The following is a 15,635-nucleotide window of genomic DNA, read 5'->3' on the forward strand; positions in this document are numbered from 1 at the left end:
AACGTCAACCTCAAAATCCTCCTCTTCAACAACCGCATCTACGGCCTCACCAAAGGCCAGTACTCCCCCACCTCAGAACTCGGCAAAATCACCAAATCCACGCCGATGGGCTCCCTCGACGCGCCCTTCAACCCCGTCTCCCTCGCCCTGGGAGCCGAAGCCACCTTCGTCGCCCGCACCATCGACTCCGACCGCAAACACCTCACCGAAACCCTGCGCCAGGCCGCCGACCACCCCGGCACCGCCCTCATCGAGATCTACCAGAACTGCAACATCTTCAACGACGGCGCCTTCGACACCCTCAAAGACCACGAACAAGCACAAGAAGCCGTCATCCGCCTCGAACACGGACAGCCCATCCGCTTCGGCACCAACAACCACAAAGGCGTCACCCGCGACCCCGCCACCGGCGACCTCCACATCATCGAAGTCACCCCCGAAAACGAACACACCGTCCTCACCCACGACGCCCACGCCCCCTCCCCCACCACCGCCTTCGCCCTCTCCCGCCTCGCCGACCCCCACACCCTCCACCACACCCCCATCGGCGTCCTGCGCAGCACCAACCGCCCCGTCTACGACACCCAAATGGCCGACCAACTCGACCGCGCCATCGAACAACACGGCAAAGGCGACCTCACCCACCTCCTCACCGGCAACGACACCTGGACCGTCACCGGCTAGGACAGGAACGCCCCCACCCACCAACCGGACCCCCGATGTCAAACCGGGGGTCCGGTTGGTTAATGTCCTCTCGTCCGAGCAAGCGGGGGGAGGACATATGAGCGCACAGCTGTATCCAGTCGTACCGTCGCGGGCAAGGGGGCTCGGGCGGACGACGCACCACGAGCTCGGCACCGCGCCCGCCGTCGCGGCCGACCGTATGGAGTCGTACGCCGCCCGGACCGGCGGCGGCCTCGGCGCGTGTCTCAGCGTCGAGAGCGCGTCAGGGAACGGCACCGACGTCGACGCCCCTCTTCCCTTGCGCCCACAGTAGTCGGCACAGAAGTACGCGGCCCTGCCACACACCCCCATCCCGTTCTTACGGAGCACCTCCATGCCCCAGCAGCACTGCCCGTTCGCCATCGACGCCTCCGGGACCGACATCCACGGCGAGATCGCCCGCATCCGCGAGCAAGGCCCGGTCACCCGGATCGAGTTGCCGGGCGGCGTGGCCGCCTGGTCGGTCACCAGCGCCGAGGCGGCCAAGAGCCTCATGACCGACCCGCGCGTCTCCAAGGACGCCGAACGCCACTGGCCCGCCTGGATCAACGGCGAGATCCCCCGGACCTGGCCACTCGCCATCTGGATATCCGTCCGCAGCATGATCACCGCGTACGGGGACGAGCACAGCCGGCTGCGCAAGCTGACGTCGAGGGCGTTCACCGCACGCCAGACGGCGGCGCTGCGCCCGACGATCGAGCGGATCGTCTCCGACCTCCTCGACAAGCTCGCGGACACCCCGAAGGGCCAGCCGGTCGATCTGCGCAAGGCGTTCGCGAGCCCGCTGCCCGTCCAGGTGATCTGCGAGCTCTTCGGCGTCCCGGAGAGCGCCCGCGACCGGCTCTGCCGCCTCATCGACATCACCTTCCTCACCGAGGTGACGGCCGAGGAGGCCGAGGCGACCGGGCGCGAACTCTATGTGGCGCTCAACGAGTTCATCGCCTTCAAGCGCGCCAACCCCGGCGACGACATGACCACCGGCCTCATCGCGACCCGCGACGAGGACGACGGCAGCGGCCTCACCGAGGTCGAGCTCGTGGACACCCTGCTGCTGATGATCTCGGCCGGGTTCGAGACCGTGGTCAATCTGATCGACCAGGCCGCGTACGCGCTGCTCACCCACCCCGAGGAGCTCGCCCGGGTCCGCAGCGGCGAGGTCGCCTGGGAGGACGTGATCGAGGAGACCCTGCGCTGGGAGCCGCCGGCCGCCCATGTGCCGCTGCGGTACGCGGTGGAGGACATCGAGATCGGCGGCGTGGTGATCCCCCGGGGCGAGCCGATCCTGGTCGCGCTCGCCGGGCCCGGCCGCGACCCCGCGGTGCACGGCGAGGACGCCGACCGCTTCGACCCGTCGCGCCCGCTGCGCCGCGAGCACCTGGCCTTCGGGCACGGCGTCCACTACTGCCTGGGGGCCCCGCTGGCCCGCCTGGAGGCGACGGTGGCGCTGTCGGCCCTGTTCGAGCGCTTCCCGGACGTGGCCCTCGCGACCCCCGGCGAACAGCCCGCCCAGCTCCCGTCGTTCATCTCCAACGGCCACCGGGAAGTGCCGCTCCTGCTGAACGGCTGACGGGGTAACGGGGTAACGGGGTAAAAGAAGTGGGGCCTTGCCGGACACTTCCGGCAAGGCCCCTTACGTACGTACTGAGAACCTCACGCGAAGGCCTGCGCGTGGTCCCGCGCCCACTCCGCGTACGACCGCGCCGGGTGCCCCGTCAGCTCCTCGACCGCCCCTGACACTCCGGCCTTCGCCCCGGCCCGCTGGCGTTCAGCGCTGTGGAGCAGCGCCTCGGCCACCGGCTGCGGGTAGCGCGCGAGGAGCGCGGCGCGGGCGCGTTCGGGGGCCAGCTCCTCGAACCGCAGCGGTCTGCCCAGGGCGTCGCCGAGGAGCGCGGTCTGTTCGGCGGGCGTGAGGGCCGCCGGGCCGGAGAGCGCGTACGCGCGGCCCTCGTGGACGCCCGGCTCGGTGAGCGCCCTGGCCGCCACCTCCGCGATGTCGCGCGGGTCCACGGTCGCGTTGGGCGCGTCCCCGTACAGCGCGCGGACCACGCCCTCCTCGCGCACCGAGCGCGCCCAGGACAGGGTGTTGGTCATGAAGGCCCGGGGCCGCAGCAGGGTCCAGGCGAGCCCGGACTCCCGTACGGCCTCCTCGTTCTCGCGCTGGCGGCGGGTGATGAGGTCGTCGGCGGCCGGGTCGGTGACGGCCATCGCGGAGAGCTTGACCAGGTGGCGCACTCCGGCGTCGCGGGCCGCCTCCACGAACCGGACGTCGTCCGGCTCCCCGATGCTGCCGGTGACCAGGAAGGCCGCCCGTACGCCCTTGAGCGCGCGGTCGAGGCTGTCGCGGTCGGCGTACTCGCCGCCGACCACCTCGACCGCCGGGCCGGTGACCGCTACCCGCTCCGGCCGTCTGGCCAGGATGCGCAGCGGATGGCCGGCCGCGAGCAGCCGGGCGACCTCGCCTCCCACGGTTCCGGTCGCCCCGGTCACCAGAATCATGGTCGTCCTCTTCTCCCTCGCCCCACTGGTCAGTCGGCGCGCGGCGCCGACAGCGTGGCGAGGAAGACCAGACTCTCGTCCTGGTGGCCGGTGACCTGGACAGTGGTCATGCCGGGCCGCCGGGGCGCCGTGTCGGTGACCTGGATCCAGCACGGGCTGTCGAACTCCGCGTACCGGTGGAACGCTATGTCACCCGCGACCGGGACGAACGGCGCGGGCCCCAGGGCCGCGCCGGCCGCCTGCCGGGCCGCCTCCAGGAGGAGCATGCCGGGCACGTGGTCGTTGGGGCGCTGGAAGAGCGTGGGGTGCGTGGTGTCCACCCGCAGCAGCCAGACGCGCTCCTGCGGGCAGCCCGCGAGCACCACATCGGCGGAGCGGTTGCGGCCCGCCAGGTCGGCGGGGACGGGCAGCGGGAGGTTCGTGGTGACGCCCGGGGCCGTCCGGTCGCCGCGCAGCCGCCGGTAGACGCCCGGGCTCAGGACGCGAGCCTGGCCGGAGCCGGTGGCCACGAGCCGTCCCAGCCGGCGCAGCGCCCAGCGGACCTTGAGCCGCGAGAGCTTGCCGCCGCGCCACTCCAGCCGGGAGAACTCCAGCTCCACGTCGATGAGCGCCGGCTGCCCGCCGACGTCCAACTGGCTCGGATTGCCGGTGTATTCGAGGTCGGTGAGCATGAAGTGCCAGTCGAGCGGCACCCCGTAGCCCGCGTGCACGATGAGCATCGCGGACTGCCGCATCGTCTCGACGACGAGCATCGGGTCGTGCAGATCGCCCGCGACGGGCTCGAAGAACACATGGTCGTGCGGCCAGTGCGCGGTGACCGAGAACGTGTGCTCGTCGCGTCGGCGCCAGCCGCGCGGGAAGGCGTCAGACGGCCTGGCCCGGTGGACCAGTTCCGGTGAGACCGGGTGCGATTGAGTCATATGGGTGGGCCCGGCGCCGGTTATGGGTATGGCGCTGGTCAATACTTCTGCTGTTTTGGACATGGCTCCCCCCGAGGCATGTACTGAAGAACATAGTCCTGTGTCCCACTGTTAAGATACAAACTAGACGGTTTTTTTCAAGAGGGGGCTGCGGGCGGCCCCGAAGGTTCACAGCGTCGAAACCGCGGCGCAACACAAGGAGGCAGCGTGGCGAAGCAGGACCGTGCGATCCGCACCAGGAGGGCGATCCTGGAGGCCGCGGCCATCGTCTTCGAGAAGCAGGGCTTCCAGGCCGCCACCATTACGGACATCCTGAAGATGGCCGGGGTCACCAAGGGTGCGCTCTACTTCCACTTCCAGTCGAAGGAAGCGCTCGCGCACGGGGTCCTGAACGAGCAGGGCTCCGGCCCCTCGCTGCCGCCGCAGCCCGTCAAGCTCCAGGAGCTGATCGACTCAGGCTCGGTGCTCGCGCACCGACTCCGTACCGACCACCTGGTTCGTGCCAGCATCCGGCTGACCCTGGACCAGCAGGCGACGGGCCTCGACCGCAGCGGCCCGTTCCGGCACTGGAGCGAGGTGAACGTCGAGGTGCTGACGCTGGCGCAGCAGCGCGGCGAGCTGATGCCCAACGTGGTCATCTCCGACACGGCCGAGCTGTACGTGGGCGCCTTCGCCGGGCTCCAGATGATGTCGCAGACGCTCAGCGACTACCAGGACCTCTCGCACCGCCACTCGGTCCTGCAGCGCCATGTGATGTCCAGCATCGCCGTGCCGTCGGTGCTCGCGGCCCTGGACTTCTCCGAAGACCGCGGCGCCCGGCTCACCGAGGAGCTGGAGGCGACGGCCGTCGCCGAGTGCGCGGCGGCCGCGGTCTGAGGACCCGGCCGCCCCGCCCCGGTACGGGAGTTACTCGCTCGCCCCGGTGCCGTCCTGCCGGGGGATGTCGAGGTTGGGGGCGGCCCCGCCGAAGCGGCGGTCGCGCTGGGCGTACTCCAGGCAGGCGCGCCACAGGTCGCGGCGGTCGAAGTCCGGCCACAGCACGTCCTGGAAGACCATCTCGGCGTAAGCGCTCTGCCAGAGAAGGTAGTTGGAGGTGCGCTGCTCGCCGCTGGGCCGCAGGAACAGGTCCACGTCCGGCATGTCCGGGTAGTAGAGGTACTTGGCGAAGGTCTTCTCGTTCACCTTCGACGGGTCGAGCCGGCCCGCCTTCACGTCCTCGGCAAGCGCCTTCGCCGCGTCGGCGATCTCGGCCCGGCCGCCGTAGTTCATGCAGAAGTACAGCGTGAGCCGGTCGTTGTCCTTCGTCTGCTCCTGGGCGACCTGGAGCTCCTTGGCCACCGAGCGCCACAGCTTCGGCATCCGGCCCACCCAGCGCACCCGGATGCCCAGCTCGTCGAGCTGGTCGCGGGTCTTGCGGATGAAGTCGCGGTTGAAGTTCATCAGGAAGCGCACCTCGTCGGGCGAGCGCTTCCAGTTCTCGGTGGAGAACGCGTACAGCGAGATGGAGCCGACGCCCATCTCGATCGCGCCCTGGAGCACGTCGAGGACGCGCTCGGCGCCGACCTTGTGGCCCTCGGTGCGCGGCAGCCCGCGCTCCTTCGCCCAGCGCCCGTTGCCGTCCATGACGACCGCCACGTGCTTGGGGACCAGCTCGCCGGGGATCTTCGGCGGGCGCGCACCCGACGGGTGCGGCTCGGGGGTCGTGTACTCGCGCCGGGACCTGCCGCCCAGGATTCCGCGTCGTGCCATGTGGGGTTCTTCTCCCTCAGTTCTTCTCTACGTACCGCAGTGAGCGCAGGCCGCGCTCCAGATGCCAGTGCAGATAGGCCGAGACGAGTCCGCTGCCCTCGCGCACGTGCCTGGGCTCGCTCGCGTCCGCCGTCGCCCAGTCCCCCGTGAGCAGCGCGCTCAGCAGTGCGACCGCCTCCGCAGAGGGTACGACGCTGCCGGGCACCCGGCAGTCGGCGCAGACCACACCGCCGCCCGCGATCGAGAAGAACCGGTTCGGGCCGTGGATACCGCACTTCGCGCAGTCCTCGAAGCTCGGCGCGTAGCCGTTGACGGCGAGCGAGCGCAGCAGGAAGGCGTCGAGGATCAGGTTGGGGGCGTGCTCGCCGCGCGCGAGCGTGCGCAGCGCGCCCACCAGCAGCAGGTACTGCTGCACGGCGGGCTCGCCCTCGTGGTCGGTGAACCGTTCCGCCGTCTCCAGCATGGCGGTGCCGGCGGTGTACCGGGCGTAGTCGGTGACGATCGCGCCACCGTACGGAGCGATCGTCTCACTCTGGGTGCACAGGGGCAGGCCGCGCCCGACCAGCTCGCTGCCGCGCGCGAAGAACTGCACGTCCACGTGGGAGAACGGCTCCAGCCGCGCCCCGAACTTGGATTTGGTGCGCCGCACCCCGCGGGCGACGGCGCGCACCCGCCCGTGCCCGCGGGTCAGAAGCGTGATGATCCGGTCGGCCTCACCGAGCTTCTGGGTCCGCAGCACGATGCCGTCGTCCCGGAACAGACTCATGGAGCCATTGTTTCACCCGTCCGCCGCGCGGCCGGACCGACGGGGGCACGGCCCGGGCGGTGAGCACCGCTCTCCTAAAGCGGGTGTCGCAGGTTCGAATCCTGCCGGGGGCACAGCAAAGCGCCAGGTCAGAGACCCTTCCGTCCATCGGACGGGAGGGCCTTCGTACTCGCAGCACACATATGGCACACATGCGGCTGCGGGCGGAGGTGGGGAGCTGTGCGAGATGCCCGCGAAGGACGAGCTGGCCCGGCGCCGGCACGACAAGCTGGTCGACCGCTTGGAGAGCCTGATGCGAGCTTCACTGAAGCCTCGCTACCAGGGCTACCACGGGCAGCTGATCCTGAGCAGCGGCGATCTTGAGGAGATGGGCGAACTGAACGACGTCCGTCGTGCTGCACGCGAGGCGGGCCGTCGTCTCGGCTGGCAAGCGAAGACCCACGTCGTCGACGCAAGACTCTTCGTGTACGACGACCGCGAGGTCCCCAGAGAGATCAGGGAGCTGGCCGCGAGGGATGCTGCTGACGCCGTCGACGCAGCACTCCGAAGAGGCGAGTAGAAGCAAGTACGGCCGGCCATCGCCGCCCCACCTTTACTGAAGGGCCTGCGCAGGCTGCCGGAAATCTGTCGAGCCCGACCCTGTGGGGGCTCTACCCTTCCCGCATGGCCCATGCCAAGACCTCGTACGTTTGCCTGCCCTGCCGGGCCTCGTACAAGCAGCCCTACCCCGGGTACCACGACCACGACCGGGTCTGTCCACGCTGCGCCGAACCACTGATCCACGTCGGCTCCGCCTTCGCGGCACCCAAGAGGCGGGACACTGACGCCTGGCGCACTCTCTCCGTGCTGCTGCACGCCGGTGTGCGCTTCCACAAGAGCTGCTGCGGCGGTCCCGGCTACCGCCCGCGCACCCTCAGCGAGGTGCGCGAGCGGATGGCCTACGCCCGGGTCACCGGTGAACCGTTCGCTCAGGCGTTGGTCCGCCGCGACCTGCCGTAGCAGCCCGACAGCAAGGGGCGTTCCGTCGCGCCGCCGAAGCGACCCCTGCTGTCAAAGACAGCACGGATAAGGCACACATCACGCCGCGGGATCCTCCAGGACGGCCACGGCCTCGGCAGCCTTACGGGCCTTCTTCTCCGCCTTCTCCAGCTTGGCCTTCGCCTTGGCCAGTTGCTTGGAGCGGCGCTTGTGCATCTTCTTCGAGACCTCGTCCAGGCGGTCCGGGAAGAGATGCCCGTACGTGTCCAGGGTCAGCGTCGCGGACTTGTGGCCCAGCATCGTCTGGACGACGTTGACGTCCGCGCCGCTGGCGATGGCGAGCGAGGCTGCCGTGTGCCTCAGCTTGTGCGGGGTGACCTTGAGGTGTCCCAGTCCGGCCTTCACAACCGCCGGCGCGAAGAACCGCTGACGGAAGTTGCGGGCCCGGCCCACCACCTTCAGGATGTGGTTCCGGAGCACGCCGAGCGCATCCTCAACGACCCCGCTTGGGACGCACTCCCCACCGTGCTCGCCGAGGCAGAGGCAGCAGGACACAACGCAGCCACCGTCCTCGGCCAAGCGCTGCACCAACGTGCCCTGGACGACGCCCGCAGTCCCGCCCGCGCGCTGACCTGGCGTATCCGCCGCCTCGGCGACCGCCACGTTCCCAGTCCATGGGCCCAGGCAGCCAGGGCCCACAGTGCCATGCAACGGCCCAGCATGCCGGTCCACCCCGCGGCAGCCATTGCTCGGCCACCACAGGGGTCACCGACACGGCGGCACTGATCAGGCGGGAGCGGACAGCTTGGGCGCGAGGAGCTCCAGGGCTTCCTCCCAGCGGTAGCGATCGGCCCCGCCGCCGGCCTTTGGCCGGTGCGGCTTGTACGAGCCGATCAGGACGCCCATCTCGCGTAGCCGTTCCAGGCTCTGGCGGTACGCGGGGTGGGCCGCCTGGGCCGAATTCAGGTATGGCAGCACAGCGACCGGGATGTCCATGGCGGGTGCTTCGCACAGGACGCCCAGGGCGAGATTGTCGGAAATCCCGGCGCCCCACTTGTTGATGGTGTTGAAGCTGGCCGGGGCGACCGCGATCGCGTCCGCGGGCCGAGTCGGGCGCGGTTCACCCGGTGACCGCCAGGCAGAGCGGATGGGGTGGCCGGTCTGGGCCTCGACCGCCTCCACGTCAACGAAGCCGAGGCCCTGTGGGGTGGCGATGACGCCGACATCCCAGTGCCGCTCCTGTGCTGCGGTGATCAGCCGGCCGACGTCGGCGGCGACACCGGCCGCGCAGACCACGATCTGGAGGAACGGCTTGTCGGGCTGATCACTCACGCGGGCACTCCCAGTTGGCGGCTGAAGTGGTGCAGCTCGGGCAGTGCCCGGCGGCGGTCGCGGGCTGCCATGTCGGCGACCAGTTCGCGTACGGCCGGGCGGCGGATGTCCTGTGCCGCGCAGCTCTCGGCGATACGCAGGGCCTGGTAGCCGTCGGCGAGCCTGCCCTGCTGACTGTAGGCGCGGGCGGTCTCCACCCACAGCGCGGCCCGGCGCTCGGGGACAGGAATGTGCCGCCGCATGAGCGGCCGTGCGGTTTCCAGGGCGATGCCGGCGTCACCGAAGGAGACGGCTGCGCTGATCTCGTGGAGTGCGACGTTGGTGGGGCTGAAGTTCGCCCATGCGTCGGGCCGGTCGAAGGAGACGTAGCGAGCGACTTCCTTGGCTTCGGTGAGGAAGTCCTGGGTGGTGTCGCGGTCGCCGTTTCTGCTGGCGGCAGTCGCCCCGCGGAGCAACAGCAGACCAACCGCTGCCAGGTACCGGGGCGAGCGCTGGTCGTAGGAGCCGGTGAGCTGGTCGGCAGTGTGGCGGACCATGTTCAGGGCCTGGGCCGTGTGCTTCTCGCGCACGAGGACGTGCGCGTGGACGCGGACACTGGCGGCGAGGACGACAGGATCCCCGGACCGTTCCGCCTCGGCCATGGCCCGACCGGCCGCGAGCCAGGCGTTGCCCTGATCGGCCCGCTTCAGCAACAGGCTCACCGACGTCTGGTAGGCGATCGCGAGCAGCCCGGACACCTCCGCCGAGCCGGATGAGCCTCCGGCGGCCTGACGCAGGTCGGCGATCAGGCCCGGCAAGGTCTGCTCCAGTTCCGCGTAGTCGCACGTGCAGAACATCCGGCGTACGGCCCGTGCCCGGTCCCGCAGTTCGTCGAGGCCCAGGGCTTGCCCGGTCGCCGCGGGGCTCGTGCCTGGCAACAGGACTTGGATCAGGTCGTGATGTGCCGCGCTCGACGACGGCGGAGCCGCGAGCGCGGCGACGCTCGCAGCAAGGAAGGTACGGCGGTGCATGTCCTCTGTTCCGGGCTCGGCGGGGCTGGCATCAGAAGCGGCGGCGAGGCCGAGACGCTGCGGCGGAATCTCCAGTACCTGCGCGATCTCGCGCAGCACTCGCACGTCCTCGGTACCCCTGCCGCTCTCCAGGCGGCTCACCTTCGACTGGTGATACCCAAGCGCGGCGGCAACGTCCCTCTGCGAGCGCCGCTGTAACACGCGTGCCTGACGGATCACTTCGCCGATCCGTCTCGCTTCGCTCTGTGCCTCGGCCATCTGTGCCACGGCCCCTTCTGCCGTCGCCGATCCTGCCTGCTCAACCGAGGGTAACCGAGCGGCATTTGGCAGTGATGCAACTCCTGCATAAGTGATGCAGCCCCGGCACACCGACTGGTTCCGCTTACCTCTGGAGCGGTTGCGTGGAGTGGCCGAACTGACCAGGAGGCCGCTCATGGAAGCGCATCACATCCGGATTCCCGTCTCCGGCACGCCAGCTGCCGCAGCGTCCGCGCGCAAGCAGCTCGCGGACGGGATACGGACTTTCGGCGCCTTCCTCGACCCCGAACTCCTGGACGCGGCAGAGCTGGTGGCCGCAGAGCTCATCGCTAACGCGGTCCAGCACGCAAACGACGGCCCGATCACGGCCGACGCCTGCCTGAGCGACAGGGGACTGCGGATCGAGGTGAACGACGCCAACCCCGCCGTCCCACAGGTCGGCCTGTCGGATGTGGACGAGGAAGGCGGACGCGGGCTGTTCCTCGTCGCAGCACTCGCGGACCGCCACGGCTTCGATCCGCTGCCGCCCGGCAAACGCTGCTGGGCCGAGTTCAAGGTCAGCACCCCACTACCCACCGCATCACACCTTCCCTGCAGAGGAGTTGACCGTTGACAGCCGTACGGATTCCCCCCGTCGCCGCAGAAGTGGTCGCCGTGCGACCCGGCAGCCCACTCGCCGGCTCCATCACCGTCGACGGCTCCAAGAACGCGGCCCTGCCCCTGCTGGCCGCCGCCGCAGCCCTGCATCACCCGGTGCATCTGAGCAACGTCCCGTCGAACACGGACGTCGAGACCATGCTCGCCCTACTCCAGCAGGTCGGCTGGCACACGGCCCGTCCAGTCAGCGATCCGCACACCACCGTGATCCTGCCGAGCGACAAGCCCCAGCCAGGCCCCGATCCCGAGGTCGCCGCCCGCATCCGGGCCTCGTACTACCTCGTACCGGCCCTGCTCGGCGCGTCCGGGCGAGCCCGGCTGCCCTGGCCGGGAGGCTGCCGGATCGGGGAACGCGGGATGGAGCAGCACTTCAACGTCTACGAGCGCTTCGGTGACCGCACGACGGTCGATGGACGCGGCTACCTCGTGGAAGCAGCCACTGGTGGGACCGGAACCGTGTCCGTGGTGCTGCCATTCCGCTCTCGTGGGGCGAGCGTCGCTGCCCTCCTGCGCGCGGTCGTAGCCGGCCGGCCCCTGCGCCTTGGCCACCCCAATCTCTCGCCTGAAGTGATCAGCGTCGTAGAGGCGTTGCAGGTGGCGGGATGGGAGTGCCGGGTCAGTGAGTCGGTCCTGACGCTGTCGCCACCCACTTCTGTCCCGACGGAGACCGCCGTCTGGTCGGTGCCCGGCGACAAGGTCGAAGCCGGGACCCTGGCCTGTGCGGTCGCGGCGACCGGCGGGGACGCACGCATCTGTGGCGTACGCGGCGACGACGTCGCTCCCCTGGTCTCCGCCTTGAACTGGCTCGGAGTCCCCGCCGACGCCGAGGGCGATGCCCTCACCGTCCGGGCCCACGACGCCGAGCCGACCGGGCGATCGCTGCGCGCCATCGCCTCCCTCTCCCCCGACGGCCTGGACGCCGACTTCGAACCACCGCTGATGGCTCTCGCCCTCGGTCTGCCCGGCACTCACCTGTTCGCCGACACCATCAACCCCGGCCGTCACGGCAACCTGCTCCCCCAGCTCGGTCGTCTCGGCGCGGAGATCCACGAGCTCTCGCCCACCGAATGCCGCTTCACCGGACCGCAGCAGCTGACCGGCGCCGGCGTGGAGGCCACCGACATCCGCACGGGCTCGGCCCTGCTCATCGCCGGCCTCACAGCGAGGGGCGTCACCACCCTCGGCGGGCTCGAACAGCTCCGGCGCGGCCACGCCGACCTGCCCACCAAACTGCACGCCCTGGGCGCCGACATCTGCGAGGTCACTCCATGACCCGGCAGCTCCGGCAAATCACCGCCACGACCGACGTCCACTCCTCCTTCGCCCAGGCCACTCCGATGCTCGCCTACCTCCACGCGGCCAGGGCCGAGAGCCTGGTCGTGGACTGCGGCGACTTCTTCGAAGGCACCGGCTTCTACCGCTTCGGCCAGGGTCAGATCGAGAGCGAGGTCCTCACCAGCCTGTACGACCTGCTCGCCCCCGGAAACCACGGCTGGCCGCACTACTTCGAACCGCAGCTGCACGAGATGACCGTGTGCGCGAACGCAGCCGATAGCAGTGGCAAGCCGCTCTTCGACCGCGTGCGCTTCGACCACATCGGCGGCCGGAAAATCGCCATCACCGCAGTGATCGGCCCGCAAGCCTTCAACGCGATCCCCGCCGAGCAGCGCACCGGCCACCACGTCACCGACCAGGCCCAGGCCCTGCGCGAGGTGATGCTGGAGCACCATCAGCGTGCCGACGCCTGGATGGTGCTGTCCCACTCGGGCTTCGACGAGGACCTGAAGCTGGCCGCCGCCTGCCCGTTCGCGGACGTCATCTTCGCCGGGCACTGCCACAGCGACACCTACGGCCCCGTGCCCGTCGGCGACACCCTCGTCGTCAAGGGCCACGAACTCGGCGTCGGGTACGCCACCGCCGAACCGGTCGGGGCCGGCTGGGCCGCCCGCGTAGGCGCCTTCCCCGACACCTCCGTAATCCCCGAGGACCTCGCCGTACTGCAGGAGAAGATCGCCCTCATCGGCAGCACCCTGGGAAGCCGGCTCGGCATCGTGAACGAGCCATATCTCAATAGCCTGTTGGACCGACGCCTCCTCTTGGACGAGATCGCCGCCCGCCTGCACATCGGCCTCGGAGCGGACGCGGTCATCCTCAACGAGACCGCTCTACGCCCCGTACCGCTCGGCGATGTCCTCACTCTCGGCGACTTGCTCGCCATCGAGCCCTTCGGCAACCAGCTCGTCCACGCCTTCTTCCCCGACGATCAGTCCGAGGACCACGCCGAGCTGCTCGCTCATCTCGCCGAACACGTCGGCCCCTTGGCAGTCGCGCCCACGCCCCTTCCACCCACAGCGCGCATAGTGCTGACCACCGACTACATCGCCGACACCTATCTCGGCGGCCGCACTCATCAAGCCGGACTGCGTCTGGGCCAGGCGGTGCGCAGCGTCCTGGCGGCCCCGTTCGCTGACTCTGCCGACGCTCTTCAAGGGGGCTATCAATGATCCTCACCGGGCCTGAGATCAACACGGCCGTTGCCGACGGACGCCTTCGCATCACCCCGTTCGACCCGAAGCAGACGAACCCCAACAGCTACAACGTCCGCCTGGGCGCCACCCTGCTGACTTACGCCACCAAGGTCATCGACGCCCACCACGCCAACCCCACGCACACCATCCGAATCGACACAGACGGATACGTCCTCCAGCCCGGCGAGCTGTACCTCGGCCACACCGTCGAGGAGGTCGGCTCGGACCTCTTCATCCCACTGCTCTTCGGCCGCTCCTCGGTCGGACGACTGGGGTTATTCGTCGAGATCACCGCCCCTATCGGTGACATCGGCTTCCACGGCCAGTGGACTTTGATGCTGTCCCCCATCCGCCCTCTGCGGGTGTACGCGGGCATGAAGATCGGGCAGATCATGTTCTTCGTCTCCACCGGGGACGTCGAGCTGTACCGAGGCAAGTACCAGGGCGCCGCCGGCCCTCAGCCTTCCTGCTACTGGCGGGATGCGGCACACGTGCAGGCGAGCGCCTCGTGATCCTCACCGGCTCCGCCATTGCCGCCGCCGTCAGCGCAGGCGAGATCACCATCGCACCCTACGACCCGGCACGCCTGTCCCCCAATGCCTACGACTGGCGGCTGGGCGACACAATCCGCATCTGCGACGGCGACCTGGACGCCGCCGCCCCCACCACGTTCACCGAACTGGTCATCCCCGCCTCCGGATTGGTCCTGCAGCCCGGGATGCTCTACCTCGGCGTCACGTTGGAGAGGACCGGCTCGGAAACGTACGCACAGCTCCTCAACGGCAACCGCACCATCGGCGCCCTCGGCATCTGGGTCCACGTCTCCGCCCCACTCGGCCACCAGGGCCACGCGATCCGCTGGACTTTGGAAATCCGCGCCGCCAAGCCCGCCCGTGTCTATCCGGGAATGACCTTCGGCAAGCTCGTCTTCCTCACCACCCTCGGCACCCCGGCCAGCTACCAGCAACAGCGCGCCAAGTACGCCGCCACGCACGGCATCGACATCTCCCGCCTGTACGAAGAGATCCCCCAAGGAGCGCTGTGAGCCCCCTCGTCCGCCCGGCCGCGGGGCCGCTGGCCGCCACCTTCCTCGACCTCCCAGCCGGAAGCCCCGGCGGCAGCGTCGAACTCTTCCTCGACTTGTACACCGGCGACAGGCCCCTCATCCCCGCACGGGCCTTCATGCTGGCCCCCACCCGCCCCAAAGCCCACCTTCCCGCCGGGCTCGACCTGCTGACGGTCGCCGGCAAGTGCCTGGAGGGCGCTGCCTTCAGCCGCTATGTCGCAGCCTTGCGCCGGGCGCTGGTGACCGCGATCGATCCAGCCCAGATCGGGGTACTGCACCTGCAGCACCTCGCCTTCGGCGCCACGCCCGCCCTGCTCCGGGCTCTGCCGGCCCACCCCAGGATCGCCTTGGTCCACGGCACCGACCTGATCTTCGCCGAGGCCCACCGCGACCAGCTCCAAGTTCTCCGCGAGACGGCGAGGGCCGCCGACACGATTGTCGTCCCCACCGGCGCGATGGCCGACCACCTTCTCAAGCTCGCCCCGCAGATCGACCGCCGTAAGCTCGTCCGCGTTCCGTGGGGCATCCCCGACCATCTGCTCACCGATCCGCCGGCGCGGCCCGCCCGCACCTCCACCAGCCATCTACGACTGCTCTACGCAGGCAGGCTGACCGCCGAGAAGGGCGCAGAGCGCCTGATCACGGGCCTGGCGCCCATTCCAGGAGTCGAGCTGAGCATCGCCGCCCCCAGAGCCCAGTTCCACGCCTTGGCCCCGCTCCTCCAACGGACCGGAGTGCGGGCCCGGTACCTCGGCTGGCTCCGCCGTCCACAGCTGTGGAAAGCCTTCGCCGAGCACGACGTCCTGGTCATGCCGTCCACCACCCTGGAAGCCATGGGCCTGGTCGCGCTGGAGGCCCAAGCATGCGGTCTGGCTGTCCTGTACCAACCCGTGCCCGGCCTCAACGAAGTCGTCGCCGCGTCCGGAGTGGCCACCGACTTCACCCATTCCGCCGCACTCGCCCGCGACCTCGACCGCCTACGGACCGCCCCCGGCCTGCTGCCCGCCCTGCGACAGGCGGGCTACGCGAACGCCGCCCGCTACCCCCTCACCACCACCGCCCAGGCCCTGGCCGACCTCGGCCGCCAGCTCACCTGAGCCGCACACCGACCAGGCCCCACAGCCGACGTCCGACACGCCATTGCCCCACCGG

At 69.9% G+C, this 15,635-nt stretch carries 18 protein-coding genes, 1 tRNA gene and 2 pseudogenes; 14 read left to right on the forward strand and 7 right to left on the reverse strand.

What is annotated here, in order from left to right; genetic code table 11:
• The 3 genes from AB0G17_RS33500 to AB0G17_RS33510 all read left to right on the forward strand — a co-directional run.
• Positions 1-684: thiamine pyrophosphate-dependent enzyme (locus tag AB0G17_RS33500; RefSeq protein ID WP_361390795.1), on the forward strand; the 684-nt coding region annotated here is incomplete at its 5' end.
• 97 nt (positions 685-781) lie between these two features.
• Positions 782-997 (forward strand): hypothetical protein, encoded by a 216-nt coding sequence (locus AB0G17_RS33505; RefSeq protein ID WP_361390797.1) that lies wholly within the window; start codon positions 782-784, stop codon positions 995-997.
• 60 nt (positions 998-1,057) lie between these two features.
• Positions 1,058-2,290, forward strand: a complete 1,233-nt coding sequence (locus AB0G17_RS33510) for a cytochrome P450 (RefSeq protein WP_361390799.1) — start codon at positions 1,058-1,060, stop codon at positions 2,288-2,290.
• An 83-nt stretch (positions 2,291-2,373) separates the two neighbouring features.
• Here the strand turns inward: AB0G17_RS33510 and AB0G17_RS33515 are convergent, their stop codons facing one another.
• Complete coding sequence (locus AB0G17_RS33515; protein WP_361390801.1) at positions 2,374-3,219, reverse strand: SDR family oxidoreductase; 846 nt, start codon at positions 3,217-3,219, stop codon at positions 2,374-2,376.
• 29 nt (positions 3,220-3,248) lie between these two features.
• Entirely contained in the window at positions 3,249-4,202 is a 954-nt protein-coding gene (locus tag AB0G17_RS33520; RefSeq protein ID WP_361390803.1) for a ScbA/BarX family gamma-butyrolactone biosynthesis protein, read from the reverse strand.
• A gap of 144 nt (positions 4,203-4,346) precedes the next feature.
• Here AB0G17_RS33520 and AB0G17_RS33525 point away from each other — a divergent pair, with 144 nt between their 5' ends.
• Positions 4,347-5,015, forward strand: a complete 669-nt coding sequence (locus tag AB0G17_RS33525; protein ID WP_361390805.1) for a ScbR family autoregulator-binding transcription factor — start codon at positions 4,347-4,349, stop codon at positions 5,013-5,015.
• Between the two features lie 30 nt (positions 5,016-5,045).
• Here the strand turns inward: AB0G17_RS33525 and AB0G17_RS33530 are convergent, their stop codons facing one another.
• Positions 5,046-5,888 (reverse strand): isoprenyl transferase, encoded by an 843-nt coding sequence (locus AB0G17_RS33530; RefSeq protein WP_361390807.1) that lies wholly within the window; start codon positions 5,886-5,888, stop codon positions 5,046-5,048.
• Between the two features lie 16 nt (positions 5,889-5,904).
• Positions 5,905-6,654, reverse strand: a complete 750-nt coding sequence (recO, locus tag AB0G17_RS33535; protein ID WP_361390809.1) for a DNA repair protein RecO — start codon at positions 6,652-6,654, stop codon at positions 5,905-5,907.
• Positions 6,655-6,704: 50 nt separating this feature from the next.
• Here recO and AB0G17_RS33540 point away from each other — a divergent pair.
• The 3 genes from AB0G17_RS33540 to AB0G17_RS33550 all read left to right on the forward strand — a co-directional run bounded on the left by AB0G17_RS33540 (position 6,705) and on the right by AB0G17_RS33550 (position 7,653).
• Positions 6,705-6,767, forward strand: a tRNA-Arg gene (locus tag AB0G17_RS33540).
• Positions 6,768-6,880: 113 nt separating this feature from the next.
• Positions 6,881-7,213, forward strand: a complete 333-nt coding sequence (locus tag AB0G17_RS33545; protein WP_361390811.1) for a hypothetical protein — start codon at positions 6,881-6,883, stop codon at positions 7,211-7,213.
• A 104-nt stretch (positions 7,214-7,317) separates the two neighbouring features.
• On the forward strand, positions 7,318-7,653 hold the full coding sequence (locus AB0G17_RS33550; protein ID WP_361390813.1) for a deoxyxylulose-5-phosphate synthase: 336 nt from the start codon (positions 7,318-7,320) through the stop codon (positions 7,651-7,653).
• A 78-nt stretch (positions 7,654-7,731) separates the two neighbouring features.
• On the opposite strand, the pseudogene AB0G17_RS33555 reads toward AB0G17_RS33550, so the two are convergent.
• A pseudogene (locus AB0G17_RS33555) lies at positions 7,732-8,086 on the reverse strand (tyrosine-type recombinase/integrase); the annotation flags it as partial.
• Here AB0G17_RS33555 and AB0G17_RS33560 point away from each other — a divergent pair.
• Positions 8,086-8,418, forward strand: a pseudogene (locus tag AB0G17_RS33560) (mobilization protein); the annotation flags it as partial. The pseudogenes AB0G17_RS33555 and AB0G17_RS33560 overlap by 1 nt on opposite strands.
• On the opposite strand, the gene AB0G17_RS33565 reads toward AB0G17_RS33560, so the two are convergent.
• Together AB0G17_RS33565 and AB0G17_RS33570 are read right to left on the reverse strand one after the other, a co-directional pair.
• The gene (locus AB0G17_RS33565) at positions 8,419-8,964 is read right to left on the reverse strand and encodes a flavoprotein (RefSeq protein ID WP_361390815.1); all 546 of its coding nucleotides are present in this window, start codon (positions 8,962-8,964) and stop codon (positions 8,419-8,421) included.
• Complete coding sequence (locus AB0G17_RS33570) at positions 8,961-10,232, reverse strand: helix-turn-helix domain-containing protein (protein ID WP_361390883.1); 1,272 nt, start codon at positions 10,230-10,232, stop codon at positions 8,961-8,963. Before AB0G17_RS33570 ends, AB0G17_RS33565 begins: the two co-directional genes overlap by 4 nt.
• A 175-nt stretch (positions 10,233-10,407) precedes the next feature.
• On the opposite strand from AB0G17_RS33570, the gene AB0G17_RS33575 reads away from it, so the two are divergent.
• Genes AB0G17_RS33575 through AB0G17_RS33600 form a run of 6 tightly spaced genes read left to right on the forward strand, consistent with a single transcriptional unit; the run spans position 10,408 to position 15,580 of the window.
• Positions 10,408-10,845, forward strand: a complete 438-nt coding sequence (locus AB0G17_RS33575) for an ATP-binding protein (protein WP_361390817.1) — start codon at positions 10,408-10,410, stop codon at positions 10,843-10,845.
• A gap of 32 nt (positions 10,846-10,877) precedes the next feature.
• Positions 10,878-12,161 (forward strand): UDP-N-acetylglucosamine 1-carboxyvinyltransferase, encoded by a 1,284-nt coding sequence (locus tag AB0G17_RS33580; protein ID WP_361390885.1) that lies wholly within the window; start codon positions 10,878-10,880, stop codon positions 12,159-12,161.
• Entirely contained in the window at positions 12,158-13,393 is a 1,236-nt protein-coding gene (locus AB0G17_RS33585; RefSeq protein WP_361390819.1) for a bifunctional metallophosphatase/5'-nucleotidase, read from the forward strand. The genes AB0G17_RS33580 and AB0G17_RS33585 overlap by 4 nt, the downstream gene beginning before the upstream one ends.
• On the forward strand, positions 13,390-13,929 hold the full coding sequence (gene dcd, locus AB0G17_RS33590) for a dCTP deaminase (RefSeq protein WP_361390821.1): 540 nt from the start codon (positions 13,390-13,392) through the stop codon (positions 13,927-13,929). The genes AB0G17_RS33585 and dcd overlap by 4 nt, the downstream gene beginning before the upstream one ends.
• On the forward strand, positions 13,926-14,462 hold the full coding sequence (locus AB0G17_RS33595) for a deoxycytidine triphosphate deaminase (RefSeq protein WP_189855731.1): 537 nt from the start codon (positions 13,926-13,928) through the stop codon (positions 14,460-14,462). The genes dcd and AB0G17_RS33595 overlap by 4 nt, the downstream gene beginning before the upstream one ends.
• Positions 14,459-15,580, forward strand: coding sequence for a glycosyltransferase family 4 protein (locus AB0G17_RS33600; protein WP_361390823.1), 1,122 nt, complete (start codon positions 14,459-14,461; stop codon positions 15,578-15,580). The genes AB0G17_RS33595 and AB0G17_RS33600 overlap by 4 nt, the downstream gene beginning before the upstream one ends.
• The last annotated feature ends 55 nt before the right edge of the window (positions 15,581-15,635 follow it).

The organism is Streptomyces sp. NPDC023838, assembly GCF_040639555.1.
Classification (GTDB): domain Bacteria; phylum Actinomycetota; class Actinomycetes; order Streptomycetales; family Streptomycetaceae; genus Streptomyces.